27 protein-coding genes and 1 tRNA gene are annotated in these 26,976 nt (G+C 69.1%); 11 read left to right on the top strand and 17 right to left on the bottom strand.

Features of this window, described 5'->3' with window-relative positions:
- Positions 1-17 precede the first annotated feature (17 nt).
- Entirely contained in the window at positions 18-1,238 is a 1,221-nt protein-coding gene (locus AB0B98_RS10055; RefSeq protein ID WP_357361814.1) for an MFS transporter, read from the top strand.
- Between the two features lie 6 nt (positions 1,239-1,244).
- Here the strand turns inward: AB0B98_RS10055 and AB0B98_RS10050 are convergent, their stop codons facing one another.
- Complete coding sequence (locus AB0B98_RS10050; RefSeq protein WP_357361812.1) at positions 1,245-1,838, bottom strand: HD domain-containing protein; 594 nt, start codon at positions 1,836-1,838, stop codon at positions 1,245-1,247.
- A 234-nt stretch (positions 1,839-2,072) separates the two neighbouring features.
- Here AB0B98_RS10050 and AB0B98_RS10045 point away from each other — a divergent pair, with 234 nt between their 5' ends.
- Positions 2,073-3,017, top strand: coding sequence for an RNA polymerase sigma-70 factor (locus AB0B98_RS10045; protein ID WP_357361811.1), 945 nt, complete (start codon positions 2,073-2,075; stop codon positions 3,015-3,017).
- A gap of 83 nt (positions 3,018-3,100) precedes the next feature.
- On the top strand, positions 3,101-4,294 hold the full coding sequence (locus AB0B98_RS10040) for an FAD-dependent oxidoreductase (protein WP_357361809.1): 1,194 nt from the start codon (positions 3,101-3,103) through the stop codon (positions 4,292-4,294).
- 74 nt (positions 4,295-4,368) lie between these two features.
- Here AB0B98_RS10040 and AB0B98_RS10035 read toward each other — a convergent pair whose 3' ends face one another.
- The 8 genes from AB0B98_RS10035 to AB0B98_RS10000 all read right to left on the bottom strand — a co-directional run bounded on the left by AB0B98_RS10035 (position 4,369) and on the right by AB0B98_RS10000 (position 13,449).
- Positions 4,369-4,863 (bottom strand): hypothetical protein, encoded by a 495-nt coding sequence (locus tag AB0B98_RS10035; RefSeq protein WP_357361807.1) that lies wholly within the window; start codon positions 4,861-4,863, stop codon positions 4,369-4,371.
- 222 nt (positions 4,864-5,085) lie between these two features.
- Positions 5,086-6,303, bottom strand: coding sequence for an Imm21 family immunity protein (locus tag AB0B98_RS10030; RefSeq protein WP_357361806.1), 1,218 nt, complete (start codon positions 6,301-6,303; stop codon positions 5,086-5,088).
- 111 nt (positions 6,304-6,414) lie between these two features.
- Positions 6,415-7,845: a hypothetical protein gene (locus AB0B98_RS10025; RefSeq protein WP_357361804.1), complete on the bottom strand. Its 1,431-nt coding sequence runs from the start codon at positions 7,843-7,845 to the stop codon at positions 6,415-6,417.
- A complete protein-coding gene (locus AB0B98_RS10020) occupies positions 7,842-8,375 on the bottom strand; it encodes a SigE family RNA polymerase sigma factor (protein ID WP_357361802.1) in 534 nt (177 codons plus the stop codon). The genes AB0B98_RS10025 and AB0B98_RS10020 overlap by 4 nt, the downstream gene beginning before the upstream one ends.
- A gap of 111 nt (positions 8,376-8,486) precedes the next feature.
- The gene (locus AB0B98_RS10015) at positions 8,487-8,795 is read right to left on the bottom strand and encodes a hypothetical protein (protein ID WP_357361800.1); all 309 of its coding nucleotides are present in this window, start codon (positions 8,793-8,795) and stop codon (positions 8,487-8,489) included.
- Between the two features lie 146 nt (positions 8,796-8,941).
- Positions 8,942-9,826 (bottom strand): hypothetical protein, encoded by an 885-nt coding sequence (locus tag AB0B98_RS10010; RefSeq protein ID WP_357361799.1) that lies wholly within the window; start codon positions 9,824-9,826, stop codon positions 8,942-8,944.
- 43 nt (positions 9,827-9,869) lie between these two features.
- Complete coding sequence (locus AB0B98_RS10005; RefSeq protein ID WP_357361797.1) at positions 9,870-10,589, bottom strand: hypothetical protein; 720 nt, start codon at positions 10,587-10,589, stop codon at positions 9,870-9,872.
- A 94-nt stretch (positions 10,590-10,683) separates the two neighbouring features.
- On the bottom strand, positions 10,684-13,449 hold the full coding sequence (locus AB0B98_RS10000) for a BTAD domain-containing putative transcriptional regulator (RefSeq protein ID WP_357361795.1): 2,766 nt from the start codon (positions 13,447-13,449) through the stop codon (positions 10,684-10,686).
- 137 nt (positions 13,450-13,586) lie between these two features.
- Here AB0B98_RS10000 and AB0B98_RS09995 point away from each other — a divergent pair, with 137 nt between their 5' ends.
- Genes AB0B98_RS09995 through AB0B98_RS09985 form a run of 3 tightly spaced genes read left to right on the top strand, consistent with a single transcriptional unit; the run spans position 13,587 to position 15,659 of the window.
- Complete coding sequence (locus AB0B98_RS09995; protein ID WP_357361794.1) at positions 13,587-14,507, top strand: hypothetical protein; 921 nt, start codon at positions 13,587-13,589, stop codon at positions 14,505-14,507.
- Between the two features lie 9 nt (positions 14,508-14,516).
- A complete protein-coding gene (locus AB0B98_RS09990) occupies positions 14,517-15,149 on the top strand; it encodes a dihydrofolate reductase family protein (protein ID WP_357361792.1) in 633 nt (210 codons plus the stop codon).
- Positions 15,150-15,206: 57 nt separating this feature from the next.
- Positions 15,207-15,659 (top strand): hypothetical protein, encoded by a 453-nt coding sequence (locus AB0B98_RS09985; RefSeq protein WP_357361791.1) that lies wholly within the window; start codon positions 15,207-15,209, stop codon positions 15,657-15,659.
- A gap of 30 nt (positions 15,660-15,689) precedes the next feature.
- Here AB0B98_RS09985 and AB0B98_RS09980 read toward each other — a convergent pair whose 3' ends face one another.
- The 3 genes from AB0B98_RS09980 to AB0B98_RS09970 form a co-directional block, all read right to left on the bottom strand.
- Positions 15,690-16,244, bottom strand: coding sequence for a hypothetical protein (locus AB0B98_RS09980; RefSeq protein WP_357361789.1), 555 nt, complete (start codon positions 16,242-16,244; stop codon positions 15,690-15,692).
- Positions 16,234-16,782, bottom strand: coding sequence for a hypothetical protein (locus AB0B98_RS09975; RefSeq protein ID WP_357361787.1), 549 nt, complete (start codon positions 16,780-16,782; stop codon positions 16,234-16,236). Before AB0B98_RS09975 ends, AB0B98_RS09980 begins: the two co-directional genes overlap by 11 nt.
- 80 nt (positions 16,783-16,862) lie before the next feature.
- Positions 16,863-17,462 (bottom strand): hypothetical protein, encoded by a 600-nt coding sequence (locus AB0B98_RS09970; RefSeq protein ID WP_357280771.1) that lies wholly within the window; start codon positions 17,460-17,462, stop codon positions 16,863-16,865.
- A 117-nt stretch (positions 17,463-17,579) separates the two neighbouring features.
- Here AB0B98_RS09970 and AB0B98_RS09965 point away from each other — a divergent pair, with 117 nt between their 5' ends.
- Complete coding sequence (locus AB0B98_RS09965; protein ID WP_357280768.1) at positions 17,580-17,996, top strand: hypothetical protein; 417 nt, start codon at positions 17,580-17,582, stop codon at positions 17,994-17,996.
- A gap of 6 nt (positions 17,997-18,002) precedes the next feature.
- Here AB0B98_RS09965 and AB0B98_RS09960 read toward each other — a convergent pair whose 3' ends face one another.
- Positions 18,003-18,713 (bottom strand): uridylate kinase, encoded by a 711-nt coding sequence (locus AB0B98_RS09960; protein ID WP_357361786.1) that lies wholly within the window; start codon positions 18,711-18,713, stop codon positions 18,003-18,005.
- Between the two features lie 56 nt (positions 18,714-18,769).
- Here AB0B98_RS09960 and AB0B98_RS09955 point away from each other — a divergent pair, with 56 nt between their 5' ends.
- Both AB0B98_RS09955 and AB0B98_RS09950 read left to right on the top strand, forming a co-directional pair.
- The gene (locus tag AB0B98_RS09955) at positions 18,770-19,411 is read left to right on the top strand and encodes a hypothetical protein (RefSeq protein ID WP_357361784.1); all 642 of its coding nucleotides are present in this window, start codon (positions 18,770-18,772) and stop codon (positions 19,409-19,411) included.
- Between the two features lie 314 nt (positions 19,412-19,725).
- Positions 19,726-20,070, top strand: coding sequence for a hypothetical protein (locus AB0B98_RS09950; RefSeq protein ID WP_357361782.1), 345 nt, complete (start codon positions 19,726-19,728; stop codon positions 20,068-20,070).
- 152 nt (positions 20,071-20,222) lie between these two features.
- Here AB0B98_RS09950 and AB0B98_RS09945 read toward each other — a convergent pair whose 3' ends face one another.
- Positions 20,223-20,411: a DUF397 domain-containing protein gene (locus tag AB0B98_RS09945; protein WP_357361780.1), complete on the bottom strand. Its 189-nt coding sequence runs from the start codon at positions 20,409-20,411 to the stop codon at positions 20,223-20,225.
- Complete coding sequence (locus AB0B98_RS09940) at positions 20,401-21,249, bottom strand: helix-turn-helix transcriptional regulator (RefSeq protein WP_357361778.1); 849 nt, start codon at positions 21,247-21,249, stop codon at positions 20,401-20,403. The genes AB0B98_RS09945 and AB0B98_RS09940 overlap by 11 nt, the downstream gene beginning before the upstream one ends.
- Positions 21,250-21,592: 343 nt before the next feature.
- Between AB0B98_RS09940 and AB0B98_RS09935 the strand changes: the two genes are divergently transcribed.
- Positions 21,593-22,777: a helix-turn-helix domain-containing protein gene (locus AB0B98_RS09935; protein WP_357361777.1), complete on the top strand. Its 1,185-nt coding sequence runs from the start codon at positions 21,593-21,595 to the stop codon at positions 22,775-22,777.
- 111 nt (positions 22,778-22,888) lie between these two features.
- Here the strand turns inward: AB0B98_RS09935 and AB0B98_RS09930 are convergent, their stop codons facing one another.
- Positions 22,889-23,869, bottom strand: coding sequence for a hypothetical protein (locus tag AB0B98_RS09930; protein ID WP_357361775.1), 981 nt, complete (start codon positions 23,867-23,869; stop codon positions 22,889-22,891).
- Between the two features lie 478 nt (positions 23,870-24,347).
- Here AB0B98_RS09930 and AB0B98_RS09925 point away from each other — a divergent pair, with 478 nt between their 5' ends.
- The gene (locus tag AB0B98_RS09925) at positions 24,348-25,256 is read left to right on the top strand and encodes a hypothetical protein (protein ID WP_357361774.1); all 909 of its coding nucleotides are present in this window, start codon (positions 24,348-24,350) and stop codon (positions 25,254-25,256) included.
- A 1,547-nt stretch (positions 25,257-26,803) separates the two neighbouring features.
- Here the strand turns inward: AB0B98_RS09925 and AB0B98_RS09920 are convergent.
- Positions 26,804-26,880: transfer RNA gene (locus AB0B98_RS09920), tRNA-Ile, on the bottom strand.
- Positions 26,881-26,976: the final 96 nt, after the last annotated feature.

The following is a 26,976-nucleotide window of genomic DNA, read 5'->3' as shown; positions in this document are numbered from 1 at the left end:
CTCAACTCGGAGTGCTCATGCGTCGCAACGCCTGCCTGTTCGTGGCGATCTCCCTGCTGTCCGGCTTCGGCAGCAGCGCCATGTCCCTGGTCGCCGGCATCTGGATCCTGGACCTCACCGGCTCCACCAGCCTCGCCGCCCTCGCCGGGCTCTGCGTCTACGCCCCGGTGCTCGCCGGCCCGTGGCTGGGCGGTCTGCTCGACCGGGCACCTCGGCGGCCGCTGGTCATCGCCGTCAACCTCATGCTGGCAGCCGCCCTCCTCGCGCTCCTCGCGGTGCGCGGGGCGGGGCAGACCTGGCTCATCTTCGCCGTCTCGTGCGCCTACGGCGTCAGCTACGTGCTGATCGACGCCGGCGAGACGGCGCTGCTGCCGTCGGCGCTCGCGCCAGCCGAACTCGGCGACGTCAACGGGTGGCGCTCCAGCGCGCAGGAGGGCATGAAGCTCGTCGCTCCCCTGGCCGGGGCCGGCCTCTACGCGTGGCGGGGCGGCCACGCTGCCGCCGCCCTCAGTGCGGCAATGCCGGTCCTGGTCGCCACCCTGTACGCGCTCCTTCGCCTGGACCGGACGCCCACCGACCGGCCCACCGAACGTGGCGACGGGCCGCGTACCGGATTGGTGGTCCTGTTCGGACAGCGAGCGACCCGACTGCCGGTCGTGGTCGCCGCGGTGTCGATCGCCATGTCCGGCTTCACGACCGCGGGAATCTACGCGATCGTCGTCACCGAGCTGCGCCTGCCGACGACGTTCCTGGGTGTGCTGGCCAGCGCGCAGGGCGCCGGTTCCATTCTCGGTGGCCTGATCGTCGGCCGGCTCATCGCGGCGAGAGGTCCCGGCGCCGTCGGTGTCGCCGGGACGGCGCTGTTCGCGATCGGCTGCCTGGCGCGCTGCCTGCCGTGGTGGCCGGCCACCGTCGTCGGGGCGGTGGTGGCCGGCGTCGGGCTGCCCTGGACCCTGGTCGCGGCGGTGACCGCCGTGCAGACCCACACGCCGTCGGCGGTGCTGGGCCGGGTCTCCGCGACGGCCAACACCGCGATGTTCGGACCACTCGTCGTCGCGATCCCGCTCGGCTCCGCGGCCGTCCACCTCGGCGCCCGCCCGCCGCTCATGGCCGCCGCGGCGATCTGCCTGACCGCCGTGGTGGTGGCCACGTTCCGCCGCCGGTCGACGGCACCCGACGAAACGCCTACCGCTTCCACACCACGCCGAACGGCGGGAACGGGTCCGGCAAGCCGCTGACCGGGGTCAGCCGCGTACCGGATGGATCGCCTGGAAGGCGAGTCGACGGTCCGCGTCGGCGGCGATCCGGTCGAGGATGTCATCCAGGTCGAGGAAGACCGACCAGCGCTCGCGGCCGGTGGCGTCGGCAAGCCGGTCCACGAGCAGCTCTTCCAGGTCGGTGACCCGCTTTCCCTTCCACACCTTGTCGGCCACGCTGACCAGCAGGTCGTCGACGCCGATACCGTCGCGGTGCCAGGACGCGTGGTCGCGCGCGAACCGGGCCGAGGCCCCGGCGACGCCGTGCTGAAGCAGCAACTCGTAACCGGCGGGCTCGTGCGCGGACCCGGGCCCGGACAACTCCTCCGGATGCCGGACCTTGCCGATGTCGTGGGTGGCGGCGCCGAAGAGCACCGCCTCGCTGTCGAACGGGAGTTGCGGGAACCGGCGCGCCATCGCGTCGGTGAGCTGCGCGGCCACGTCGTGCACGGCCCGCAGGTGCGCGGCGAGGCGCGGCGGCGCGTGCAGGGCCTCCAGTAGGGCGACGACCTGGTCGGGCAGGGGCCGTAGCGGCGGGTCCGCGGGTGCGGTGAGGGCACGGCGCAACAAATCGGACGTCACCGCGGCAAGGGTACGACCAACCGCCGTGCGATCCGTTGATCAAGTGATGAAAAATAGGTCAGGAACGGCGCTCAGAGCTACTTTTCATCACTTGATCGTGGCGCGAGCGGTGGGACGGGTTGACCCCGGCCCGGTGTCCCGGCAGCCCACACCCGGCGGCCGGGGCGGTCGCAGCCGCAGCCGGTGTGACGGGCACCGGGACGGCGCCGCGACATTCGTGGATAGTGTCTAGTCATGCCGCTCAGTCCGGACGAGGTCGAGGTGTTCGAGCACTCCAGGCCCCGCCTGGAGGCGATCGCCTACCGTCTGCTGGGTTCGGCCAGCGACGCGGAGGACGCCGTCCAGGACACCTTCCTCCGCTGGCAGGGCGCCGACCGGCAGCACGTCGAGACCCCTGAGGCGTGGCTGACGAAGGTCCTCACCAACGTCTGCCTCAACCAGTTGACCTCGGCACGGGCCAGGCGGGAGACCTATGTGGGCACGTGGCTGCCCGAACCGGTCCTCGCCGGGGACCGGATGCTCGGTCCGCTCGACACCGCCGAGCAGCGCGAGTCGGTCTCGATGGCGGTGCTCACCCTGCTGGAGCGGTTGTCGCCGAACGAACGCGCGGTGTACGTGCTGCGGGAGGCCTTCGGCTACTCGCACGGTGAGATCGCCGAGATCCTCGGCATCACCGAGTCGAACTGCCAGCAGACCTACCGGCGTGCCAAGCAGCACGTCACCGCCGAACGGGCCCGCGCGGAGGTCGACCGGGCCACCGCCCGGAAGATCGTCGCGGAGTTCCTCACTGCGGCCAACAACGGCGAGATCCAGCGGCTGGTGGAGTTGCTGACCGACAACGCGACGAGCACCGCCGACGGCGGCGGCAAGATCCCGGCCCGGGCCGCGCCGATCGTCGGCGCGCTGGCGGTGGCGAAGTTCCTGCGTGGCCTGTTCAGGCCCGCCGACGTCAAACGGGACCTGGTCGGTGGCAGCCCGGCCATGTACGTCACCACCGCCAACGGCGCTCCGGCGGTGGTGGTCGTGATCGACGACCGGGTCATCGGCGTGATGTCGCTGGAGGTGACGCCCGAGGGTGTCACTGCCATCCACAACCAGGTCAACCCCGACAAGCTCGTCCGCGCCACCCGGCAGTGGTCCGCCGCGGAGCACGAGGAGCCCACCCTGCACATCTGGTGATCCAGCTCATAGCCGACTCCTGTCAGGAATCGCGTCGCTGTCCGGTTCAGGAAGCGACCACCCACCGAGACAGGAGTGCCACCATGAAGCACCGCATCGTCGTCCTCGGAGCGGGGTACGCCGGAGCCATGGCCGCCGGGCGCCTCGCCAAGCGGCTGCACACCGACGACACCGAGATCACCCTCGTCAACGCCGACGCGGATTTCGTCGAGCGGGTCCGCATGCACCAACTCGCCACCGGACAGGACCTCAAACCACGTCCGCTGAGCGAGGTCTACGCCGGCACCGGCGTCAAGCCCCGACTGGCGCGGGTCACCGCCGTCGACGTCGACAGCCGGACCGTCGCGCTCGCCGACGACAACGGCACCGACGAGATCACCTACGACACGCTCGTCTACGCGCTCGGCAGCGTCACCGCCGACCATGGCGTCCCCGGGGTCGCCGAGCACGCGTACGACATCGCCGGCAGGCCCTCGGCGCTGCGGTTGCGCGACCGCCTCGCCCACCTCGCGGCCGGCGGGACCGTGCTCGTCGTCGGCGGCGGCCTCACCGGCCTCGAAGCGGTCACCGAGATCGCGGAGACCCGGCCGGACCTCGATGTCGCGCTCGCCGCCCGCGGCGGTCTCGGCGACTGGCTCAACGGCAAGGCGCAGCAGCACCTGCGTGGCGTCTGCGACCGGCTCGGCATCACAGTGCACGAGCACAGCGACATCGCGCGGGTCGAGGCGGACGGTGCTGTCACGCGCGACGGCCGGAAGATCCCGGCTCAGGTGACGGTGTGGACGACGGGCTTCGCCGTGCACCCGATCGCCGCCGCCACGACGGTGGCGGTCGCCGACACCGGGCAGATCATCGTCGACGACAGCATGCGGTCGGTCTCACACCCCGAGGTGTACGCGGTGGGCGACGCCGCGATCGCCGCAGGACCGGGCGGCAAGCCGCTGCGGATGTCCTGCGCCTCGGGCATCCCGATGGCCTGGCAGGCCGCCGACGCCATCGCCGCACGCCTGACCGGTCGGGCGAAGTTCCCGAAGGCCCCGCTGCGCTACTTCAACCAGTGCATCAGCCTCGGCCGCCGCGACGGCATCATCCAGTACGTGACCGCCGACGACCGGGCCAGGCCGGCCCTCCTCACCGGGAAGTTGGCGGCCCGCTACAAGGAGTTCGTCTGCATGGGCGCCGCCTGGAGCATCGCGCACCCGGTCCTGTACCCGGTCCGCCGCCACCGCGTCGTCCCGACCCGACCGGAGGTCCGCACGGCCACGGCCACCTACTGACGGGTGACTGAGGCACATCGTCCGGCTCCGGTCCTCCGGCAGCGAGCCACCCTAGGCGAGCGGCGTGAGCGTCCTCACGGGCTGACCGAGGGCGCGTTCCTCTGGAGATACCGCATCAACGACCGCCTGCCCAACTTCAACGCTGCGCTGGTGACGGCCTGATCACGTTGGTGTGAGAGCTCGGCAAACCGGGCTCTCACATCGGTTAGCGGTTGGTGTGGCGCGTAGATGGTCCGGAAATCCCTGGCCTGGTCGGCCAGGGATTGGTTGGCCGCAGCGGAGGTGAACGCGACTTCGCTGCGGTGGGCGGCCCCGGAACTGCTGGCCACCGAGGCGAGGCCGGCGGCCACCAGGGCCGCTATCGCAGCTGCCGTGCCCAGCTCTGCGGAGGCCAGCCCGGCCGCCCCCGACGCGCCTGCGAGGACCGCCGACGAGACAGTGGTCAAAGTGTTCCAGCGTTGCCAGAACGCGGCTTGCCTCCGCTGAAGTGAAGCCCAGGAGTCGTGCCGCTGCTCGAGCAACTCGGCTTCAGCGATGAAGACGGCGCGCTCCCGCTGCTCCCCATCCACGCATCACATTGTGTCAGAGGTCCGCACAGCCGCCTCCTGACCGGACGTGCGCCAGCCCCAGGCTGTCTCAATGGCGGGGCAAGGCGGCGGAAGTCCGGCCGCGCGGCGTGGTCGGACGGGCCGGAATCCGCCGACTCAGCGTGCGCTACGGTCGCCGCTTGTTCCGAACAGAGGCGTCCTGTTAGGGCTGCTCACGGGTCTGTCCGGAGTTGTTCGGGCCGCTCAGACTGGCCTCGTCTGCTCGACCAGGTGGACCAGCATCAGCGCCGTCCTCTTGTCGGGCTGCACGACCGCGGTGCGGATCAGGTACGTGCCATCAGCCAGGTCCACCGTGAGGTGGGTGGTGTGCTCCAGCCCGTCGCCGCTGTAGGCGGAGTCGAACAACTTGGCTGACCCGCTGGTCGTCCACGTTCCCGCGTCCTCCCAGTCGGCGATCCTGACCGCCCGGGGAATGAGGCGGACGACGTCTGCCTCGGAGGCTGCGTAGAGCCACCGCACGAAGATCCGCCGGTCCGGGAGGTACGTGGTGGAAGCCGGTTCGTCGGCCAGAACCAGCGCCTGGCCGGCACCGACATCGAGCACCCCCACGTAGCCGTCGACCTCGCAGGCCCGGCCGTAGTCACCCCAGGAGTCATCGTCGTCGTCCGACGCGCCCTTCCAGTCGTCGAGCGCCGTCGTCGGGACGACGACGAGCGGCCCGCCGCCCGAATCGACCCACGGCAGTTGGCTGACCGGCCTGCGCGTACGAGCGAGGACGCCGGCCAGGTCGGTCATGTCGGTCACGACCGCGTCGGCACCGGCGGCGGCGAGACGTTCGGCCTTGCCCGGTCTGTTGGCGTACCCGACGCACGCCACACCAGCTGCTCGGGCGGCGGCGATGTCGGTGATCGAGTCACCGACCAGAACAGCGGCATCGGGTGCGACCTTCAGCGCTTGCAGGGCCTGCTCAACCGGCACCGGGTTGGGCTTCAGCAGATCGGGATGCTCACTTCGGCCAATGACGGCGGCGAAGTAGCGGGCCCGGTCGCGGCACCCGAGATAGGTGCCGATGGCGGCGGCGGAGTTGTTGCTGACGACGGCGAGGCTTCGCCCGGTCCGCAGGCATGCCGCGACCAGGTCGAAGGCTCCGATCGTGGTCTCCGCGGACGCCGCCGCCTCGACCTCCGCCGCCGTCAGGGCCGCACCGACGACGCCGACCAGCTCGGGCGCGAACACAGCGGTCGCGCGGAACAGCTCCAGCGGGTCGTTTCCGTCGCGCAGCTCATCGGGCAGGACGACGCCCCTGCCGACGATCAGCTGACGCAGGTCGGCGGCGATGCGCGGCGCGGCCCTGCTGCCGAACAGGCGGCAGATCGGACCGTCGAAGTCGACGAGGACGGCTTCGGCCCGCTCGGCGATGTCGGCGAGCCGGTCGGGTGGGCGTTCTGCCTCGCTTGTCACCATGCGCTCCCGCAGGCCGTCTTCGCCATCAAGGCTGCCGATCCTAGAGGCCGACGTGGTGGCGGCGCGGCCGAGCCGTCCGGGGAACGGCTCGGCCCGCTTGTCGCTGCGTCAGGGTGTCAACCGGGTGGCCGGGCTGTCGCCCGGCAGACCTCCCGCGTCACTGACCGTTTCCACCGGCGGCAGCGGGGTGGTCCCGAGGACGCCGCCGTCGATGGAGTACGCGGTGAACGTGGCCGCCTGGTTCGGCGGTACCCGGGTGGTGCCGGCGTTCGACGCGTCGAGGGCGACAGTGGCCGGGGGTGCGCCTCCGACCGTCACAGTGACGCGGGCCGCGTCCGGCGGGGCGATCACCCGCACCTCGCCCGTGGGAGGCCGGGTGCCGTCCTCGGTCCGGACCCGCCAGCCGATCGGTCGCCTGTCGACGCCCTCGGCTGGCAACAGCAGCCGCAGGTCGACCCACCAGCCGGTCCGATCGTCGCCGTGCATGGCGTACGCGATCACTCCACCGCCGGCCGGCTGCACGGTGAGCAGCGCGGTGGCCTGGCCGTGCTCGCGGCCCGACCACCGCACCCGCACGGTCGTGTCGACGGCCGGGAGGTGGCTGTTCTGGAGTGCCGTCTGGACGAAGTTGCGGAGGTTGGCGTCGTCGAGCGGCGCACCTCGGGCGGGTTGGCGAGCGCCGGCGAGTAGGGCGTCCATCTCCGGCCCGGTCGGATCGATCCCCGCGTACGGGCCGCCGCCCAGACCGACCTGGAAGAACACCCGGTCGCTGCGGCTGACCCGGACGACGGGTTCGTGCGGCAGGGGTTCGGGTGGCAACACGGCGAGCCCGACCCCGCCGCCGTCCGCCCTGGCGATGTCCTGGTACTCCACGGTCCCCCTCGACGTGTATCGGGGGTCGCCACTGATCGTCACCGTGGAATCGGGCGGACCGACCGCGACCGCGAACCCGGCCCGGTCGGGGTATGCCTGCATCAGTGTCATCACCGGGTCGTCGTCACCCTCGCTGTGGCCGCCGTACCGCATCTGCTGGGCACCGGCTCCGGCCGGACCCACGTACCAGACCAGTGCCTCCCTGGTCAGCAGGCCGAACCGCAGCGGCACCGCGACCAGGGCGACCCGGTGGCCCGGCTGGTCACTGCCGTAGATCAGCCGGATCCGGTCACGGTCGCCGATCTTCCAGGCACCCACCGGGGCGTCGATTCGCACCGGCGGATCGGCGCTGATCCGCGCCCGGAGCGTGTCCAGCCAGGCCCGGTCTCCGGCCAGCGCGCCCCGCGGTGGCGCGTCGAGCAGCGCCGTGGGAGCGGCGGCGACCGCGATGCCCGGTGCCCATCCGGGCAACGGAACCACGTTGGTCTGGACCCCGACTAGCGCGACCCCGACCGCGGCGGCCAACGCCGTGCGGATCAGCCGCGTCCGCTGGTGCCGTCGCTCCCGGCGGGCGAACCCGGGCCAGGGGTCCCCGGGTACGTCGACGCCGTGCGCGGCCTGCCGTAGCGCCGGACTGAGCGTCGAATTGGCGAAGCTTCCGGTCATGCCAGTTCCTCCTCGAGCCGTACCGGGGACTGAGCGGCGGGTGGGGCGGCGAAGTCGCTCCGCAGCCGGGCCAACCCGCGCGACGCCTGGCTCTTCACCGCACCGACCGAGCAGCCGAGAACCTTTGCGGTGTCCACCTCGCTGAGATCCTCGAAATAGCGCAGCACCAGCACCGCCTGTGTCCGAGGCGGTAACCGCCGCAACGCGGCGAGGAGTAGTTGCCGCTGCTCCACCTGCACGTACGCGTCGTGCGTCGGCTGGCTGTCGCCGGTCAGCAGCGGCACCTCCAGCGGCCGCCGTCGGCGCCGCCAGGAGATCGCCGTGTTCACCATCGCCCGGCGTACGTAGACCTCGGGCGCGTCCCTGCGCAGCACCCGGCCCCAGCGCCGATGGGTCTTCTCCAACGCCGCCTGCGTCAGGTCCTCGGCTGTCCCCCGGTCACCGGTCAGCAGATAGGCCGTTCGGAGCAGCGATCCCCACTGTCGTTGGACGAACAGCCGAAACTCTTCGTCGTCGTCGTGCCGACTCACGCCACCTCCAGGTCGCGTCCACCTCGCGTCTATGAGCGGACGCAGAGTGAGACGCCACCGGCGGCCTTGGGGGTTGAGTGGAGGATCGCACGCCGGGCTCGCGCCTACGGCTCAGTCCTCTGGTTGTTGACCCGTCGACGGTTCTTCGGACCCGGCCTGGCGCTCGGCCAGCCAGATGGCGTGTCCCTTGAGCAGGTATCCGATCCAGTAGATCGCGAAGAGGATCAGGAAGCACGCGAAGAACACTCCCGAGATGATGCTCGCGAGAATGAGCGCGCCCTCGCCGTCGCTCAGCCCATAAATCATGAACCCGACGAGGCCCAGGAGAAAAAAGAAGACCATGTAGAGCGGCAGTGTCGAGCCGTCGGCTGGGTGGGACGCGCGAGGCAACCACGGGACGCGAGGGTCATTGCTGATCACCTGCCGAGTATCGGGGACGCACCCGGTCACCGTCCGTCCCGGTCAGACACTCGTCGGCGCTGCCGCCCGGTGGCAGGCGAACCGGGATCCCGCTCCGCCTCGACCGGGGAGGTCGATGCGGAGCGGGACCGTCGACGGTCCACCGGTCAGAACCCGCCCCATTTCTGGGCCGAGCATTTCCAGGTCTTTCCGCCATCCTTCGAGACGCACCAGACGAGGATCTTGCCGAGGATCGGCAGGTTGAGGGTGAAGAGGTGGCCCCTGGTCTTCGCGTACACAACGCCGGACTTCTCGGCGATGTCGGCCAGCGCCCACCCGGGGTCGGGTCCGTCCAGTGTCGCTACCCTGTGCATCGACTCGATGTCATTGCCGTCGAGGAGCATCTTGATCTCGTCCGCCGAGGGCTCACGATCGCCGATCAGCGTGTCAACCGTGTACGGCCCTTCGACGGTGACGCCGTTGGCCTTCTCGAAGGCGGCCTTCGTCTCCCCCACGGTCGTGCTGCCGGCGAGGTCGAGGGTGAAGATCACATCGCCCGTCCGGCGCGACAACAGGCACTGCCAGATGGTCTTGCCCGAGGCGACGCACATGGTCAGGCACCACTCCCGGCCGTCAGGGGTGGACGAGGCGAAGAGCAGGGACGTCGCTGTCCCGCTGTCGCCCCTGCCGTCGTACGCCCCGTCGGCGAGGTCGGCCATTGTGGTGCCGAGGACGTCCCGGCTGCCCGGAATCGTGCCGACGACAGTGACCCCGTCGACCTCCTTACCGGCGGCGAGCGCTTCCAGTTGGTCGCCGGTGAGGGTCCGCCCGCCGGTGTCGACGGCCAGCACCTTGTCCACGTCGCCGACGGGTCGGCCGGTCAGGTCCTCGAACTGTCGAAGCATCGCCCCCGGCGCACCGGGGTGGTCGGTGATCGTCGTCCGGGCCTCCCCCTCGGCGGCCTGCGACGGAGCGTACGAAGCAGTCAGCCCGACGATCAGGGCGGTCGTGACGATGGTGGCGCGCCTGGTGATGTCCCGCAGAGTTGTCATGCTGTCCTCATTTCCGTGATCGGTTTCGGCGGGGTGGACCGGGCTACCAGCGACACGTCACGATGTCGCCAGTGTTGTTGGGGGACCCCCACTCGCAGTGGTCGTCGATCCACTCACCGATCTCGCCGATCGTGTCGACGATCCAGGCGATCGCCGACTTGATCGCGCCCCAGATGCTGAAGTAGACGACTGTCGTCTCGGGGGTGCCCCCGGCCTCGTCGATGACGTCCTTCGCCGACATGGCGGCGTTGGGCTTCTCGATGATGTCCAGCACCCGTACGCCGGTGGTGTCCTTCCCGGCCAGCAGCGCCTCGACCTGCTCCGGGGTCCGCTCCTTGCCGTCGTCGACAGCCACTATCGCGCGGTCGATCAGCGCCTCCCGACTGCCGCTGACGGCCTGGACGATGCCGGTCATCTCGCCCACCGTGAGGTCGTTGCCGAGCGCCGGCCCGGTGAAGCGCCGCACCGAGACGGCACCCGCCGGGTCGATCCGGATCTCGTCGGCCGTGATCATGTCGTCCGCTGCGAACGGCGCCCAGGCGAACGTCCACTGCCCGGCGACGCAGCGGAACTGGCCGTACTCCCGGCCCTCGGGCGCGGTGTCGGTGCGGACGACTTCGCCGCGCTCGTCGACGTGCTGGACCACGCAGTCGGCGCCCTTCTGCGGCGGCTTCTCGGTCTGGGCCACGGCGGCGGAGGACATGGCCAGCACCGTCCCGCTGACCACCCCGATCACCGCGAGGCGGTGTGCCAAACGACTCATCGAACGCTCCATTCCTGATGCGGAAGAAACTGGTGTCCGAAGAGTGGCGGGGCACGCTGAAGCGGGCCGGAAACGGCGCTGAAAGCGGGGTACGTCAGTGCAGCCGCGAGGCGTCGAGCTGGTCGAGGTCGGCGCGGATCGAGTCGGCGTCGGCGTCGCCCAGCTCGTCGAGGATGGTCAGCGCTCGCCGCCACGCGGCACGGGTGGCGGGGACGTCGCCGAGCGCCCGGTGGCTGCCGCCGAGATTGACGTACGTGCTCGCTTCGGCGTACCTGTCGTTCACCTGCGTGAAGAGTTCGAGGGCGTGTTCGTAGCAGGCGATGGCGCGCCGGTGGTCGCCGAGCTGGTGGTGGGCGTGGCCGAGGCTGTCCCAGGTGTCGGCCTGCCCCTGGACGTCGTCCACCTCCTGCAACATCCGCAGCGCCTCGCCGCACGATGCGAGGGCATGGTGGTAGTCGCCGAGCAGCGCTTCCTGCCAACCGACAGCGTTGAGGGTGTACCCCTGCCCGGCCCGGTTTCCGGTCCCCCGGAACAGGGTCAGCGCCCGCCGGGAATGGCGCAGCGCCTGCTGGTGCTGCCCCTGCCGCTCGGCCAGCTGACCGAGGTTCAGGCAGGTGTGCGCCCGTCCGGCGTCGTCACCGAGGTCGGTGAACAGGTCGAGCGCGCGCCGCAGGTGGTCGTCGGCCTCGTCGTACCGTCGGAGTCGGGAGCAGGCGAGACCGAGGCTGCGGTGCGCGTGGCCCTGCCCCGCCTGATCCCCGATGCGGGACGCGGCGGCCAGCGCGATCCGTTGCGTGCCGAGCCAGTCCTGCCAGTGCCCCTGCCGGTGCAGGAAACCGGCGATGGTCCAGGCGAGCCGCCAGGCGTGTCCCTCGAACCCGGAGCGCGCCGCGAGCGGTACCGCGGCGAGGAGGACGGGGACCTCGGTGGTGAACCACGCCGCGGCAGCCGACCGGCTCCTGCGGCGCTCCAGCGTCACGCCCGCCGAGGGTGGCGGGAGGCTGATCTCGCTGAAGTGCGGGTGCAGTGCCAGGTCGGCGGCGTGAGCGGTGTGCAGGCAGTGGTCGAGCAGCCGGTGAATGGCGGCCCGACGCTCGGCCGGCGGCTCGGCCTCGTCGGCGAGGCTGGCGGCGTACGCGCGCAGCAGGTCGTGGAACGCGTAGCGCCCGTACGTGTGCTCGGTGAAGAGATTCGCCCGGGTCAGCTCGGTGAGCAGGGAGCCGGTCGCCTGCCCGTCGACACCGGCCAGGCTGGCCACGGCCGGGGCGGAGACGTCCGGGCCGGGATGCAGGCTCAGCAGCCGGAACAGCCGCGCCGCAGGTGGGCTGAGCGTCCGACACGACCAGGAGAAGACCGCCCGCACGTCGGTGGCCTCGTCGCCTGCCCGGAAGGCGTCCAGGTCGCCCAGCTCGTCGGCGACGGAAGCCAACGAGAAGTGCCGGTTGGTGGCGGCTCTGGCGGCCACGATGGCCAGGGCGATGGGCAGCCGCGCGCACCGGTCGGCGATGGTGTCGGCAGCGGCGGGCTCGGCGGCGACCTGGCGCTCCCCGAGCCGGCGGACCAGCATGTCACGGGCTTCGCCGGGGCTGAGCAGGTCGAGCGGCACCGGTTGGGCGCTTTCGGTGACGACCAGCGGGATGAGCTGGTCGCGGCTGGTGACGATGGCGAGACAGTCCGGTGAGCCGGGCAGCAGCGGCCGGACCTGTTCCGCGTCGCGGGCGTTGTCCAGCACCACCAGCACTCGCTTGCCCGCCACCGTCGTGCGGTACAAGCTCGCCATCGTGTCCGTGTCGCGGGGCATCCGGGCCACCGGCACGCCGAGCGCCTCCAGGAAACCGTGCAGCGCTCGCGCCGGTTCGGTAGGTGTGCCCGCCGGGTCGAAGCCGCGCAGGTTGACGTAGAGCTGCCCGTTGGGGAAGCGCTCGGCCGCGCGGTGCGCCCAGTGCACGGCGAGGGCGGTCTTGCCGACGCCGGCGGTCCCGGACACCACGACGGCGCCGCCCCGGTCGACCAGCGCGTCGAGGGCCGCGAGCTCCGCGTCGCGTCCGGTGAACGTGGGTACGGGGGGAGGCAACTGCGCCGCGACCCGCGGTGGTGCCGCCGTGGCCGGTGCGGCGATAGCGGTGTCCTGGCGCAGGATGGCGCACTCCAGGTCGCGTAGCCGCGGACCCGGGTCGAGGCCGAGGTTCTCCCGCAGGTTGTCGCGCAGCCGCCGGTACGTGGCGACCGCCTCCCCCTGTCGGCCGTCGCGGTACAGGGCGAGCATCAGCTGCGCGTGCAGGTGCTCGTCGAAGGGGTGCTGTCGGACGAGCCGTTCCAAGCCGGGGACGAGGCTGGCGTGCTCACCGACGGACAGCCGGGCCTCGGCGAGCGATCGTTCGGCCTCCAACCGTAGGCGTGCCAGGTGTTCGGCCTGCTCCTCAAGCCAGGCCGACCCGGCCACGTCGGCCAGCGGTGGGCCCCGCCACAGTGCCACCGCGGCCGTCAGGTGCCTCACCTGCTCGTTGCGGTCCGTCGAGCGCCGGGCCAGCTCGATGAGGCGTTCGGCGGCCTGGACATCAGTGGAATCCGGCCCGGTGTCGAGCAGATATCCGGGCTGGCGCGCGACGATCGATCCGGGCTCGCCGAGCACCCCGCGTAGGTAGGAGACGTGGCGTTGCAACGTGTTCGCCGCGGTGGCCGGTAGCTGGTCGCCCCAGACCACGTCGATGAGCCGGTCGATGCTTACGACACGGCCCGCGTGCAGCGCCAACGTGGCCAGTACCGCCTTGCGGCGCACGCCGTTCACCGCCTGCGGACTGCCGCCGACGACCACCTCAACCGGCCCGAGCAGCCTGATCCGCACGCCCGTACCAACCATCGAAATCACCGAATCAAACTAACGTCCCCAGCCCAGCAAACTCGATCTATTCGTCGCGTAATGGACACGATCCACGGGGCACCAGAAACGGACTCCGGGAGCTACCGTCTAGCGCACTACGGCAGGGAGGTGCGCCAATGGGCCATCGGCTGCGGCGCGTCGCGATGCTGCTGCTCGGTGCCGTGTTGCTGGGTACGGTCGGCCTGAGCCTCGGTTCCTGGTACGGCGGTCGCGGTGTCACGCCGCCCAGCGACGACCAGGCGCAGAGCCTGGCAGCGCACCTGCTTCCTGGCGCGGTGCCGGGCGACTCGGGTCGGGTCGTGCACGGCTACCGGTGGGGCGTCAGTCTCGCTGCCGACGACCTGGGCTCGGGCCACACGTCCTTCTGGTACCACGATGGTGACGACTGTGGGCTCGCCGAGAAGCTGCGGCGCAGCGCCGTGACGCAGGGGTGGCAGGGCCTCCGCCGCGTCCCCGGCTACCTGTGCGACGGCTGGCGGGCCGAGCGCGACGGACTGACGTTCACGCTCGACTACTCGGCGAGCGGAACGGAGCTGACCATCGCACCGGCCGCTCCCGGCAAGTTCCTACCCAGCACGGTCGCTGGCACCCTCGCGGGTGCCGCAGCCGGCGCGGCGCTGTTCGGGTGGGTGGCACGGCGACGTCGACCCGTACGCCTGCTGGTCTGCACCCTGGTGACGGCTGGCCTCCTCCCGGGCGTCGCCCTCACCTGGATGGCTCTGGGCCCGGGCATCGTCACCGAGCCGGTCTGGCCCGTCTGGCCCGCTCTCGCTGCCCTGCTGGTGCCCCTGTGGCTCGTGCTCCTCCTGGTCGGCGTTTATGCCTTCCCGAAACGCGAGACCGAGACCGACTCCAACTCTCGGGTCACGGTGGTGATGGTGAGTGTCGCGTGCGCGCTGGCCCCCGTGGTGATGGTCGCCGCGCTGCTCTTCATGTTCGTTCGAGCGCAGCCCGACCGTCCGACTGCCGTCGACCCCGTCGTGCCGTGGCCGACGGCCGAAGGCCGCAACGTCCAACCGTCCCCGTCCCCCCGATAGGTGCGCGCTGTGACCACACGTAACGGCAAGGTGATCGCCGACCAGACCATCTCCGCCGACGGGTACTCGGCCGGGCTCAACCAGAGCGAGGAACGCCCGTTCGGCGACGACGGCGGTGACGGCTGGGGCCGTGGGCTGCACGCCTGGATGTTCGACGCCGCCGAGGAGAACCAGGCCGAGCTCGACCTGAGCAACGCGGCCGCAGCGGTCATCATGGGCCGCAACATGTTCGGCCCGGTGCGCGGCGCATGGGATCGGCAGTGGAACGGCTGGTGGGGTGACGACCCACCGTTCCACAAGCCGGTTTTCGTGCTCACCCATCACGCACGCGAGCCGCAGCCGATGGCGGGCGACACCACCTTCCACTTCGTCACCGACGGGATCGAGTCGGCGCTCGCGCAGGCTCGTGCGGCGGCCGGTGGCGGCGACATCCTGATCCACGGCGGTGCGACCACCATCAACCAGTACCTCGCCGCCGGTCTGGTCGACGAGCTGCGGCTGCACATCGTGCCGGGCACCCTCGGCGCCGGCGTCCGGCTGTTCGAGGGCGTCCCGCCGCTGAACCTCGAACAGGTGACGGCGCGTGCAGCGAGCACGGTCCTGCACGTCACCTACCGCGTGCTCGTCACCCCTCCTCGGTAGCCTGCCCGACGAGCCGGCGGAGAGCCGTAGGGGCAGAGTCGTACGACGGAGGATGCGTTGTCTGCTATCGCGTCACTGACAGTGGTCCCCCGGGACAGCATCACCGAGCTGGCTCGCCTGGCCCGCACATCGCCGTCGTCGTTCCGCGCGTACCTGGCCGAACACGGGAGCAGGGCGCGGCAGGAGTACGACTGGTCCGGCTACTGCATGCTGTACGTCCTGACCTATCTGGAGGAACGCGGCATCGACCTGGAACCGCCGGAGTTGAATGCCGAGTCGGAGGCCATCAACAGCGCGTACGGCCTGACCACGCTCATCACCCCAGCCCCGCGGTTCCTGGACCAGCTCGATCCCGGCGCGCACCGCGAAGAGGAGTTGACCGCCCACTTCGAGGACATGGGGATGGACTTCGAGGAGAGCGGCACAGTCGGTCTGGACACGCTGAGGCTGTTGCGCGACAGCATCTCCGACCTTCGCGACGACGACGTGTTGCTGCTGCACATCGGCTGAGGGCGACGGCTGTCGTCGGATGCCCGGCGACTACCGGGGCCGTCTGTCGCGGGGGGTGAGGGACCGACCGGCCGCGTCCTGAACGGCGACTGACACCGAGTTCTTGCCAGACCAGTCCGGGCCGGTTGGTGCGGCCTGCACCACGAAGCGCCTGGACCCGTCGGAGCCGTGGACCTTGAGAGGCACCAGTTCGGCGTTGCGGAAGCGGGCCTGGACATCGCCGCCGTCCGCGGCCACCTCGGCTCGGGCGGCCGCGGCGGGGAGCATGCCGAAGAGGATCGGGGCGGCGGCGCCGCGGAGCGTACGGACGCTGAGCTCGTAGTTCTGCAGAACTCCGGACTCGGTGCAGGCGCGTTCCACTGTCGCGCCGTCCTGACGCAGGTAGAGACACTCGCCCCAGGTGCTTTCCCGAACCTGGACCACCGACCAGTTCACGCCGCCGGTCGTGCCTTCGGTGAGTAACCGCGGACCGGTGACGGCGGGCCGACGCCCGTCCCAGCCCTCCCAGTTGAGGCCGCCGACCACGGCGAGACCACCGAACACCACCACGATGGCCACCACGGTGCGGGTGCGGCTAGTAGACAAGCAGATCACCGCCTTGCGCGTCGTGCAGCCGCAGCGACACGACCTCGACCCGGTCGCCGGCGTCGGGTACGTACACGGCATAGACCCGGTAGGCGTCGTGACCGGATGCGATCGTCGCCGCCTCGCGTGGCGTTCCGTCGCTGAGGGTGATCTGGATTGACGTGGCGGCGGCCGGCACGATGCCGTAGAGGATCGCCTCCGGCAGGCGCCGGCCCAGACGCTCCGAGTGGACCTGCTCGGCCCGCCCACCGGCCAGCCAGCCGTCGCCGTCTGCCACCCGGGGCCAGGCGCAGTCCTTGCCCGCCTCCCGCCAGTTGACGTACGGGTCGGAGAACGTCTCCCGCTCAAGTTTGGCGCATCGGACATCGAACGAACCGGTGACCCGGAGCCGGTAGTTGTCGCCCTCGTCGAGGGTGAAGAAGGCGACGTTGCTCTTCCACCGGTCGCCGATGGCGACATAGGTCCAGCCGGAGACCGCCAGCAGGACGAGAAGGACGATGAGGCCCCGGCGTACGGCCTTGCGCGGTGCGGCGGTCATGCGGCGCTCCTCGGTGGGTGTGACGCACTCAAGGTAGCGCCGACGCACCAGCGTCTCGGGGAGACCGAATGCCTACCCTGTCAGCTCGCCGTGCCAGGCCAGACCGTGACACGCATCCTCCACCCGCCGCTCATGGGCTCGACGAATTCGACGACTGCGACATGCAGGTCGCCCTGCGTGCGAACGCAGTACCGACTCCCCTTGGCGAATCTTGAGTTGCTCGTCGCGAAGCTGTTGAGCTGCGAGATGCAGTCCTGCCGCTGCGGTGCACCGGGCTTGTCCCACTTCGCCAGACCGGACCAGGCCGGGTAGCTCTGCAACAAAGTTCCGGCGTCGTAGATATCGATGCTCGGGTCCGGGGCCGTGGCGACCTTCGGCGGGTCCGCGTCGAGGTCGACGCCGTTGTTGGCGAAGAGCACCTCGTACGGCCCGGCGCCCGCTCGGTCGACCGGACCGGGACGCGTTGGCGTCGTCCCCGCTGAACTGGACGCGATGGAAGGCGTCGAAGTCGCCCCGGTGGACGTCTGCTGACCGCCGTCCGCGCCGAAGCCGCCGATCTGGTGCACAAAGGCCGCGGCACCCACGATCGCGGTGATCAGGGCTGCGATGGCGGTGAGCATCCCGGCCATCGTCTGCCAGAACGGCTCCCGTCGACCGGAGCCGTGCTGCGGATCGGTCACGCTCTTTCCTTCCGCTACCTGGCACTCGCGCTGATCATCGCATGACCACGCCACTCGTCGATGCCTCCGGCCAACGCCTTTGACGTGATGGACATCGACAGTCGTAGGATGCCCGCCGTGGGATACACGGTGTGGCCGTCAGGCCGTCTGCATCTACCGGAGTCGGACGACACCGCCGCGGTCGCCGCCGCCAAAGCCGCCATGGCTGAACATTCTGTTTGGTACAAACCCGATGCGTCTCCGTCGGATGACACGCTTGTCGACATAGCATGCGAGGCCAGGGCCTCGATCGCCCGTGACGGGGACTGGATCGAGTTCAATCATGACGACGAGGGCGACCCCAAGTGGTCGAACCAGGCCACGGCCTTCTACGTCGCGATCGCGCCGTTCGTTCGCTCCGGCACGGTCCAGATCCAGGGCGAGGACGGCGCCCGCTGGTCCTACGCCTACGCGGACGGGCAGATCACCCAACAGGGTTGGAACGGTTGGGACGGGTCCATCGAGCCGTTCGGCGATTATGTGGACCACCCGTAGGCGCTGTCACTCACCGGCCGCCCGAACTTCGGAGTGCGGGTCTTCTCGCCGGGGAGTCTCCCAGACCGGCCGCTGGGGCTCGTCGTTGTGCACGACGATGTCGGCGTGCACGGTGGGGCGAGCCATAGCGAAGTAGAGCTGCTGCGAGGGGATGTAACGCTCGCGCCAGCGCCGCTCGATATCTACCCGGGTCGACACCCGGTGCTCTCGGATCACGGCACGATCCACTGTCTTCTCCAGCGCCGTCGACACGAAGATGCGCAGGTCCCACCGATCAACCAGTTCCGGGCGCAGGAGGAAGACGCCGTCGAAGACAAGCACGGCGTCGGCCGGGGCGGCCGTGACCGGCGGGGACAGCACAGCATCCGCGCTGCGGTCGTAGACAGCGGGCTGGAAGCGTCGATCTCCGCCCGGCCCCAGCGGATCGAGCAGCACCCGGTTCAGCGCCGCGTAGTCGTGGGTGTCGTAGTAGCAACCTTCGGCCGAGTACTCACCGCGCGGGTAACGCTGCGCCCGGGGGAAGAGGAAGTCGTCGATAGTGGCACGGATGACGTCGCGGCCCCTCTCGCGCAGGACGACGGCCAGCTCATCGGCGAGGGTGGTCTTCCCGGCGGCGGGCGGCCCGTCGATGGCGACCCGCGTCGGGTGGGCGACAGCGACGGACCCGACCACATCAGCCAGGTGCCCGAGCAACTCGTCCCGAGTGCCTTGAACCATGACTCCCCGTCCTCACGACATCCATCAAGGTCGTTCACATCACGTACGGTCTGGCGATGATGGCACGGATCCTGGCGCACCTTCGCCCACCGCTCGTCGTGTGCGGACAACTGGTTGCCCTGGTGTTGCTCACCCTGGACGCGCGCCGTGAATGGAGTGCGTACGGGCTTGTCGTGCTTCTCCTGTTGCTCGGTGCGCTTGCCGCGATACCAGCCGCGTTGGTCGACTCGCCGAGGTTCCGGCCGATCAGCCTGGTCGCACAGGCCGTCGGAGCCGGCGTCGTCGCGCTGGCTCTCCACGACTCGACCGACAAGCGGGCCCTCTGGGTGTACGCACTGTCCGCCCTGGTCGCGGTGATCGCCCCGGCCAGCCGGCCAGGGCTCGGCCGGGCGACGGTGATCGGCGTGGGCTCGGCGCTGGCGCTCACCATCGGCGTGTCGGCTCCAGCGCTGGCCTGGGATGGTGGTCAGCCCGAGGCGGTGGTCTGCGTGCCGCAGGGGGATTCCGCTGAGGAGCTGGTGCGTGAGAGCCACCGCTTCGACCCGAACAACGTGGTTGCGGGCTTCGGGTCAGAAGGGCCGCAGGCGCCGTGCCTGGAGGTGTTGTTCGATCCCGGTGCCACCGCTGGCGACGCCGACGACGTCGTCCGCCGCTACTCCGAGGACCCGAGGGTCTCATCCGTCAGCCGGACACGCTGACGCTCAGCGCACAGGTGCGCCGGACCTCAGTACTTCGGGCTCGTGGAGTGCGTGGCGGGGGGCGCTACCCCTCCGCCGGCAAGTCGTGGAACCACCGGCGGGACGAGGCGGGTACCAGCAACAGGCCGACGATGACTGCCGCAGCGACGATCTGTAGCAGCCCTAACGCACCAGCCTTGGTGATCGTGACGACGCTGTACCCCACGCTGACAGTCGAGAAGACGGTCGTCCAAAACCGGGCCCGCCCGCCGTTAGCGCGGGGGCCCGAAGCGTCAGCTTGAGAGGCGTCGATGTACAGCTGTAGCGTTCTCCCAGTGGGACGGCTAGTGGACCGGCACCGTGATCTCGCCGGGTGGTTGGTGACGCCGCTGTTCACCCTGGTAGCCGCTCCAGTGTTGGCCTGCCTCGTCGGGGTGTTGGGAAGCCTTGGGGACCACAACGGCCCACCGGCGCTGTGCAAGGAGGCCATGGCGGAAAACATGTGCGAGGAGACCAGCCTTGGGGTGGTCGGCGCACATGTGGTCATCTCAGGCGCCATGTGGTTGCTGCTCTGGGTCATCCCGTGGTGGCGAGGTCTTCGCACAGTGCGCGTTCTGCTGGCCGTCGCCGCGACCGTCGTTCTCGTACTCCTACCAGTGCGGATGTTCAACTGGTCCTGACGCACCGCCCGCCGCTTGTCGTCTGCGGACGACGTCGTCCGCCGCTACTCCGTAGACCCGAGGGTCTCGTCCGTCAGCCGGACACGCTGACACTCACCGCACAGGTGCGCCAGTTCGCGAGTGCCATGAACCATGTCAGCCGCCCTGCCGGATCAGGGGCGACACGCGTTCGTCTTGATCGTGTCGACGAACGCGTCCCAGGCGGCGGGCGCGAAGGTCAGCATCCCGGCATCGGGGGCCTTGGAGTCACGGACGTCGACCTGGGCGCATCGGTCGCGCACCTCCACGCACTGGCCGTTGTTGCCGGAACGGCTCGACGTGCGCCAGGCGTTACGTTCCATGGTTGCTCAGCTCCTTGATGAACCTGATCGACTCGGCGGGTGACCGCGCCAGCGTCTTCAGATTGTCGTACGCCGCGGACAGCCGCGCCAGGTCGCGGCTTGACTCAAGGAACAGCTCGCCGGCCAAGGTCTCGATGTAGCCCAGTGGCGGCTCGTCTTCCTCGAAGCTGAGCAGGGCGAAGCCGCTGCTAATCGCGAGATGCGCGCCGGCCTCGAAGCGCAGCACCTGAATCGTCACGTTCGGCAGTCGACTCAATGTGATCAGGTGATCCAGCTGCTCACGCAGCACGTCCTGGCCTGCCACCTCGGTTCGCAGGGACGCCTCGGAGAGGATGGCGTGCATCCGCAGCGGGTTCGATTTCCGACGCAGCACCTCCTGCCGGGTCATCCGGGCGGAGACCCGCTGGTCGATAGTCTCCTGGTCGGTCTCGCGGCCAATGACGTTGACTTCGCGGGCATAGCTCTCGGTCTGCAGTAGCCCAGGCACGAGCATCGGCTCGAAGTTCTTGAGTTCCACGGCCTCGGTCTCGTACGCGATGTAGGTGGCGTACTTGCCTCCGAGGCGCTGCCACCAGCCGTCCTCCCGCAGGCCGCGCGCCTGATCGAGCAGCGAGATCCCCGGCTCCTCGTCGATCTTGACGCCGTACGCGACAAGCAACTCCATGACGTCACCAACCCGAGGTCTAATCTCGCCCGACTCGATCCGACTGATCCGAGACGGCGAGCAGGCAAGTGTCTCTGCCACTCCCTCACCCGTCAGACCCTTGGCTTCGCGGAGCTTGCGCAACTCCCGGCCCAGTCGCCGAGAGCGCGGTGTCGCGGGCGTGAATCGAGGCATGTCGTGATTCTGCACGGATTCTTGGCCTTCTACATTCCACGGCTCACATGCTCGGCGTGTCGATCATGCGCATCTTCTTGCTTTGCATCACATGATGCGCAAGCCTGATGACTGTCAGCATCGCAGCGTTGCCGCAGCGTGAGTGACCGCCCGCGGCAACATCCCAGCCCTGGATGCGTTAGAGAGCGAGCGCGCGCATGGTTTCCGAAGTCGTGTCGATCGTGTTCGGCGGCCTGGTGCCAGGGTTCCTGTTCGGGCTCCTCGCCTTCCGGGTCAAGTCGCGATGGTGCCCGCGCTGCGGAGGATCCACCGACGCCCTCCAGCCGTCACCGGAGCGGGACTAATGACCAGGCCCGGCCGCCGCGACGAGGACGAGCCGCCAATCGGGCGGCGAATGGCGGAGCTGCGCGCGCGTCGGGGCATGAGCCAGCAGGTCTTCGCCGACCGGATTCGCAAGTCAAAAAGCTGGGTGGACAAGGTCGAGCGAGGAGTGCGTACCCTCGACCGACTCTCGGTGATCGAGACGGTCGCCGCAGCCCTCGGCGTCGCCCCGGAAGTCCTGTTCGCGGGCAAAGCCCCGCGCCAGCAACTCCCCAACACCAGCGGCGACGTGGAACGACTGCGCGCGGCGCTGGCCCGCTACGACCTACCCACGGGCGGCAAGACAGCGCCGTCGTTGGCTCAACTCGATGCACAGGCGGGGTACGCGTGGACGGCGTACCGCCACGGTCACCACCCTCAGGTGCTGCGACTACTGCCTACCCTGCTCGACGACAGTCGCCAGCAGCCGGGAGACACTGCGGATCTGCTGGTACGGGTAAACCGGCTCGCCGCCCAACTGCTGGTCAAGCTCGGCGAGACGGATCTCGCCTGGCTGGCCGCCGACCGGGCGATGGCCGCCGCCTCCGGTAACCCCTGGCGTGCCGGCCTTGCGGCGATCTCTCTCGCGCAGGCACTGCGAGCCCTGGGGCGAGGCCGGCTGGCGATGACGGCGGCTGTCGCTGCCATACACCAGTTAGATTCGGAACCGTCCCACGTCCGGGGGCCGGAAGTGACCGGGACCCTGTTGATCGAAGCGGCGCTCGCTGCCGCCGTCTGTGGAGACGCCAACGCGGCAGGCGAACTCACCGGGCGCGCCGCTCGCCTCGCTCACGGCCAGCCCCAGCACGACTGCGACGGCGTGCGGTTCGGTCCCACGCCAGTCGACCTCGCACGCGCACTGATCGCGATGTGGTCGGGCGACCACCAACTGGCGGAGACCACCCACCAGCGGGCCATCAGCGGCAACGCCTGGCACCTCCTCCCCGCCGAACACCGGGCGGCACACCTGATCGACATCACTCAGGCCTATCTGGACCTCGGCGACACGCGCGCCGCCGGCCGGGCGCTGGTCGCCGCCGGCCGGATCGCCACCTGGGAGACACGAATTCGACCTGTGGCTCGGGCGGCCCTGACCGCCGTGTTCCGCGCCGGACCCGATGCGGCCGACGTGTCCCGGCTGGCCACCACCATCGGATTGACGCGGTAAGACAAATCCCATGTTCGCGAAGTGGAAGAGTCGGGCGTGCGCAACCAGCACCCTCCCTATGCATGCCGAGGCTGGGCGGTCGGCATGCACAGGGTGCCTACCGGATCACCATCATGATGGGCTGATCGACCAGTTTCCATCGGCGGTCACCTGCACCAGAGCCGGCGCCTCCAATGGGCGGGTACCGGAATACCCGCCGATCTCGTTCACCAGTAGGCCGCCCTCCCCCGTCTCTAAGTTGTAGGCGTGAATAGCAAAATTTCCTTGACCCTTCGAATGGGTGATCTTCGCTGTGTCGGCTTCTCCGCCCAACACGATCACGTCGTCGCCTCGCCCCGACGCCTTCCCGCTGGCCGCCTGCGTAGCCACCTGCGCCACGGAGCCGATCGTCAACGTCCACTTACCGTTCGTTTCCACCTCGAACTGGGTGGTAAGCGAATCTTCCTCAAGGTTGATCCATCGCTTGCCCGTGTACGCGCCGATCTCATTCACGAGCAGCCCGTCTGGCCCATCCGACTTGAGGACGGTGTTGCCAGTGCATCGAGGGCAGGAGAATTTGGCGACCGCAAGGTCGGTGAGGTTGCCGACCTTGACGACGTCGTCGCCACGGCCGGTATAGACCTTCGGCTTCGGCTTCGACGCTGGCGGGGGTACAGCGCTGGTGGGCGGTGGCGCCGAACTGGTCGTGGGTGCGACGGCTGGTGCGGCGAGACCTGAGTTGGTGGCGCTGGAACGGGGTGTCGCGCTGGCGCTTCTATCAACGGCCTTTTTGTTGCTGCCGTCGGAGGTCAGCGCGCCGACGATACCGACACCACAGCAAAGGACGAGGACGGCGGCGACTCCGCTAAGGATCCACAGCAACGGCTTCCTCTTCTGGGGCGCGGCGATAGGCGGGCCAAGTGTTGGCCCCATCTGCGACGGCTGTCCCGGCTGGTGATGCTGCTGCGAGGTGGCATGGTCGGGCCCAGGTTGCTGCGGGTAGGTCAACGGAGACGCCTTGATTAGGGGACTTCGTCGATGGTGATCGCCGCAATGGCCCAGTTCAGCGCCTTGTCGCTTTGGTGACAGGCGTTGTGGCTGCTCGACGATCATGCGAAGGCACGACGGCCGACCAGCCTGACCGGGCAGCTAGATAACCGCGGCAGTGGAATATGAGACGACCCCAAACGGCTAGTCGGATGCGTTCGTTTAGTGGCATCGCACCGGCCGCGCGATAAGCATCGATCACCGTGAAGCCAACCGCGCTGTCTCCGCTGGCAACTGTCCGGCCCAGACACTCTGGCTGCGTCCCGGCGAACATCAAACTGCTTGTTGGGCTGGCTCTGAAGCCACCGAAGGGCAGCGGCAAGCCACGGAGCCGATCCCCCAAGGATTTGGTTGACGAGCCGGGCCGGCACTGCGAGGTGCAGAAGGAGGCCATCCATTCGTGGCGACCGGCCGTCGCGGCCGCTTGCGGGCCCGCCTTGGTCCTACGAGAGTAGTTGCGCAGTCTGCGTCGTTGACCTACGGGATGCGGCGGCTGGTGGCTTGGCCGCGCTGGCCTCCTTGGTGATGCCCTAGAGTGCCGAGCATGGACAGTCCGGTGCCGGTGCCTGCGGAGATCAGTCAGGCTTTTACCGAGATCGCTCAAGGCAGCCGCCTTACTTGGCAAATGGTCGAGGGGTGCGGCGACCCTGTGAGGGGATCAAGCTTCTATCAGGTCAATGCCCTCTACCCATTCGAGAAGGTCTCCGACCGCGCCCGGCACTACGTCACCGCCGCCCTGCAGCACATGCTCATGTGGGCCGACCACGCGGCGCCGTTCAGATTTCATCCCGAACAGGTGGTGTACTTCACGCTTCGCCCGTCCTACACGCTGGCCCGCGCTGCGCTTGAGAGCGCATCCCAGGCTGTATGGCTGATGGACACGCGAGATCCAACTGCTTGTGTTCAGCGACACCTCAAGCTGATCAGATGGGATCTTCAGGAGCACCGAAAGAGCTACCTCGACATCGCTGGCAAGGAACGGATCCAGGAGCGCGAGACCGAACTGCTGAGGCGTGTTGCCGCCGTCTTTACGGACGATCAACTCAAGCCGCCACCGTCTTATCTCAACGTTATCCGCGACGCCTGCAACCCAGATGACCTGGATCTCAACAAAGACAAGGTGGAGCGCATCTGGCGGGCGGCGAGTGGTGCTGCTCACGGCATGTACTGGACGAATCTTGATCTTCAGACCATCGTTGTTGGTGACGAATACGAGCCAGGTCATTTCCGAACAAGCAGCCAGCCAAATCCTTCTCTGATGCTGGAAGCCCTGCAGGCCGCCTACAAGATGACTCAGTACGCGGGCCTAAAGTATCTCCTGTTCGCGGGAGCGGACCCAACGGAGCGCGTGTCTTCGGCAAGGCGTTGGCTGGCCGATCAGATCACGCTCAAACCGGACGCGGACCCTAAAATCCTGGCGCAGCTCAAGGGTGAGCACCCGGAGTCGCCCTGAAAGCTTGGATCACTCGGCGCGTGTGAGCGTTTCGCGCTGCTCCCTTACCCTGATTTAGGAGAGGCATCATGTGGGGGTCGCGGTACTACCGCACCAAGGCGACGCGGGCCCCGGTGCGGCTGGCCCAAGCCGGTCCTTGAACTCGCGGAGTGGGGCGGGCGGGGCTCGAACCCGCGACCGAGGGATTATGAGATCAAGATGAGCGAACCGCCGACCCCCCAATTCGGCTACCACCAGCGGAGACACCTCTCGGCATCTCTCACCACTCCCCCACCGTCCGTCGCCTCCTTGCGGACTGAATGCGGACTGCTCGGACCAGACGGCGGCCTTGGGATTAGAAGGTCGCGGATGGCTGATCAGGTGGCTTTGCCTATGGTCAACCCGTCTGCCGCTGTCGGGCGGCATTGCCGTCAGTCGGCGGTCTTGGCTGTACGGATGGCTGAACTGATCGGCTCCCCAGTCAGGATTGCCGATCGTCATCAACTTCAGCCTGGTCAGACTTATCGGTGATTTCCCGACGAGGCGGCAGATCCTCACCCTTCGCCCGCGTCTGAGGTGGGCGAAGACCATGCCAAGTTATGCGAGGGTCGTCTAGGTCCAAGCCCTGAGCTGCAAATAGGGCTTGCAAATCAAATCCACCTCCACCACCTCCGCCTCCGCCGCCGCCTAAACCGTCACCCTTTCCGCCCGCACCCCCTGGCGCACCGAATCGGCCGCCACCACCCCCGCCTCCCCCGCCATCTCCGCCCACTCCGCCGGCACCTCCCTGGCCGCCCTCCGCCCAAGAGATCATGCGACCATCGGCATAGACATCGTTGAAGGCTCCGCCACCACGCCCTCCGTCTCCGCCGCCTGGCCCAGCGCCCCCGCCGCCTCCGCCGCCCCCGATCGCAACTGGAACTTCAATGACGGGAGTCTGCTTAACTCGTCCTTCGTGAAGTGCGAGCAAAAAGAGCACCAAAGCAGCAAGCCATGAAGCCCTTTCAGCCCAGATCCAGAAGGTGCTCTCAGCGTTGGTAAAGATCCCCTCTTGTAGGCCGGAGGTCAGGGCTAGAGCCAACACTGCCGCCAGCGCGGAAAAAGCGAGAGGCGTTCTTGCTCTGACGATGAATCGGCGGAGACTTGTCACCATCAAGCCATCATCCCTTCCGCGTTGACTGCCCTGAGTTGCGACTCGCCGCCTTGCCATCCCGTCCGCCGTAGACTCACACACTGTGAGCGCGGACCTGCCCCAGGGTGTCAAGGACGTTCGTCCGGCCGGGCGCTCCACCTTGGCAACCTGGGGCAGGTCTGCTCGGCTTCGCCTGGGTCGTCAGTGGATGAGATGGCACATCGTCCCCGAAGCCCGAGCGCTCCCGCCGGAGGCATGCCCCTCAATTGGCCGGCGCGCCGGCCGATGCCGGTGCCTCCGCCTGCGCCGCCAGCAGGCCGAGCGCGGCCCGCTTGCGGGCCGCCTTGACCGTGCGGCTGCGGACTGAGAGCGTTGGTCCGGACCTCGACGCGGTTCGCCCGGGTCGTCGGGAGCATGGCTGACCAGGGAAGACGGTTGGTGGGGCGGGCGGGGCTCGAACCCGCGACCGAGGGATTATGAGTCCCCTGCTCTAACCGGCTGAGCTACCGCCCCGAACACCGCGCCGGATCTTATCCCGCTCGGCGGTCAGCGGCCAGCATCGAGCCGGCCGGTGCCCACGCCTGCGCCAGCACGATGGGCTACAGGAAT

Origin of the sequence: Micromonospora sp. NPDC048947 (assembly GCF_040649495.1) — a bacterium.
GTDB lineage: Bacteria > Actinomycetota > Actinomycetes > Mycobacteriales > Micromonosporaceae > Micromonospora > Micromonospora alfalfae.
This window is presented reverse-complemented; position numbering and strand designations above follow the sequence as displayed.

What these genes read in the sequence shown, in the direction of transcription:
- AB0B98_RS09960 (WP_357361786.1), bottom strand. Translation starts at nt 18,713, where the DNA reads ATGGTTCAAGGCACTCGGGACGAGTTGCTCGGGCACCTGGCTGATGTG.
- AB0B98_RS09930 (WP_357361775.1), bottom strand. Translation starts at nt 23,869, where the DNA reads ATGATCGTCGAGCAGCCACAACGCCTGTCACCAAAGCGACAAGGCGCT.
- AB0B98_RS09975 (WP_357361787.1), bottom strand. Translation starts at nt 16,782, where the DNA reads ATGACCGCCGCACCGCGCAAGGCCGTACGCCGGGGCCTCATCGTCCTT.
- AB0B98_RS10005 (WP_357361797.1), bottom strand. Translation starts at nt 10,589, where the DNA reads ATGAGTCGTTTGGCACACCGCCTCGCGGTGATCGGGGTGGTCAGCGGG.
- AB0B98_RS10010 (WP_357361799.1), bottom strand. Translation starts at nt 9,826, where the DNA reads ATGACAACTCTGCGGGACATCACCAGGCGCGCCACCATCGTCACGACC.
- AB0B98_RS09995 (WP_357361794.1), top strand. Translation starts at nt 13,587, where the DNA reads ATGGGCCATCGGCTGCGGCGCGTCGCGATGCTGCTGCTCGGTGCCGTG.
- AB0B98_RS09945 (WP_357361780.1), bottom strand. Translation starts at nt 20,411, where the DNA reads ATGGAACGTAACGCCTGGCGCACGTCGAGCCGTTCCGGCAACAACGGC.
- AB0B98_RS09955 (WP_357361784.1), top strand. Translation starts at nt 18,770, where the DNA reads ATGATGGCACGGATCCTGGCGCACCTTCGCCCACCGCTCGTCGTGTGC.
- AB0B98_RS09940 (WP_357361778.1), bottom strand. Translation starts at nt 21,249, where the DNA reads ATGCCTCGATTCACGCCCGCGACACCGCGCTCTCGGCGACTGGGCCGG.
- AB0B98_RS10000 (WP_357361795.1), bottom strand. Translation starts at nt 13,449, where the DNA reads ATGGTTGGTACGGGCGTGCGGATCAGGCTGCTCGGGCCGGTTGAGGTG.
- AB0B98_RS10045 (WP_357361811.1), top strand. Translation starts at nt 2,073, where the DNA reads ATGCCGCTCAGTCCGGACGAGGTCGAGGTGTTCGAGCACTCCAGGCCC.
- AB0B98_RS10055 (WP_357361814.1), top strand. Translation starts at nt 18, where the DNA reads ATGCGTCGCAACGCCTGCCTGTTCGTGGCGATCTCCCTGCTGTCCGGC.
- AB0B98_RS10025 (WP_357361804.1), bottom strand. Translation starts at nt 7,845, where the DNA reads ATGACCGGAAGCTTCGCCAATTCGACGCTCAGTCCGGCGCTACGGCAG.
- AB0B98_RS09935 (WP_357361777.1), top strand. Translation starts at nt 21,593, where the DNA reads ATGACCAGGCCCGGCCGCCGCGACGAGGACGAGCCGCCAATCGGGCGG.
- AB0B98_RS10040 (WP_357361809.1), top strand. Translation starts at nt 3,101, where the DNA reads ATGAAGCACCGCATCGTCGTCCTCGGAGCGGGGTACGCCGGAGCCATG.
- AB0B98_RS09925 (WP_357361774.1), top strand. Translation starts at nt 24,348, where the DNA reads ATGGACAGTCCGGTGCCGGTGCCTGCGGAGATCAGTCAGGCTTTTACC.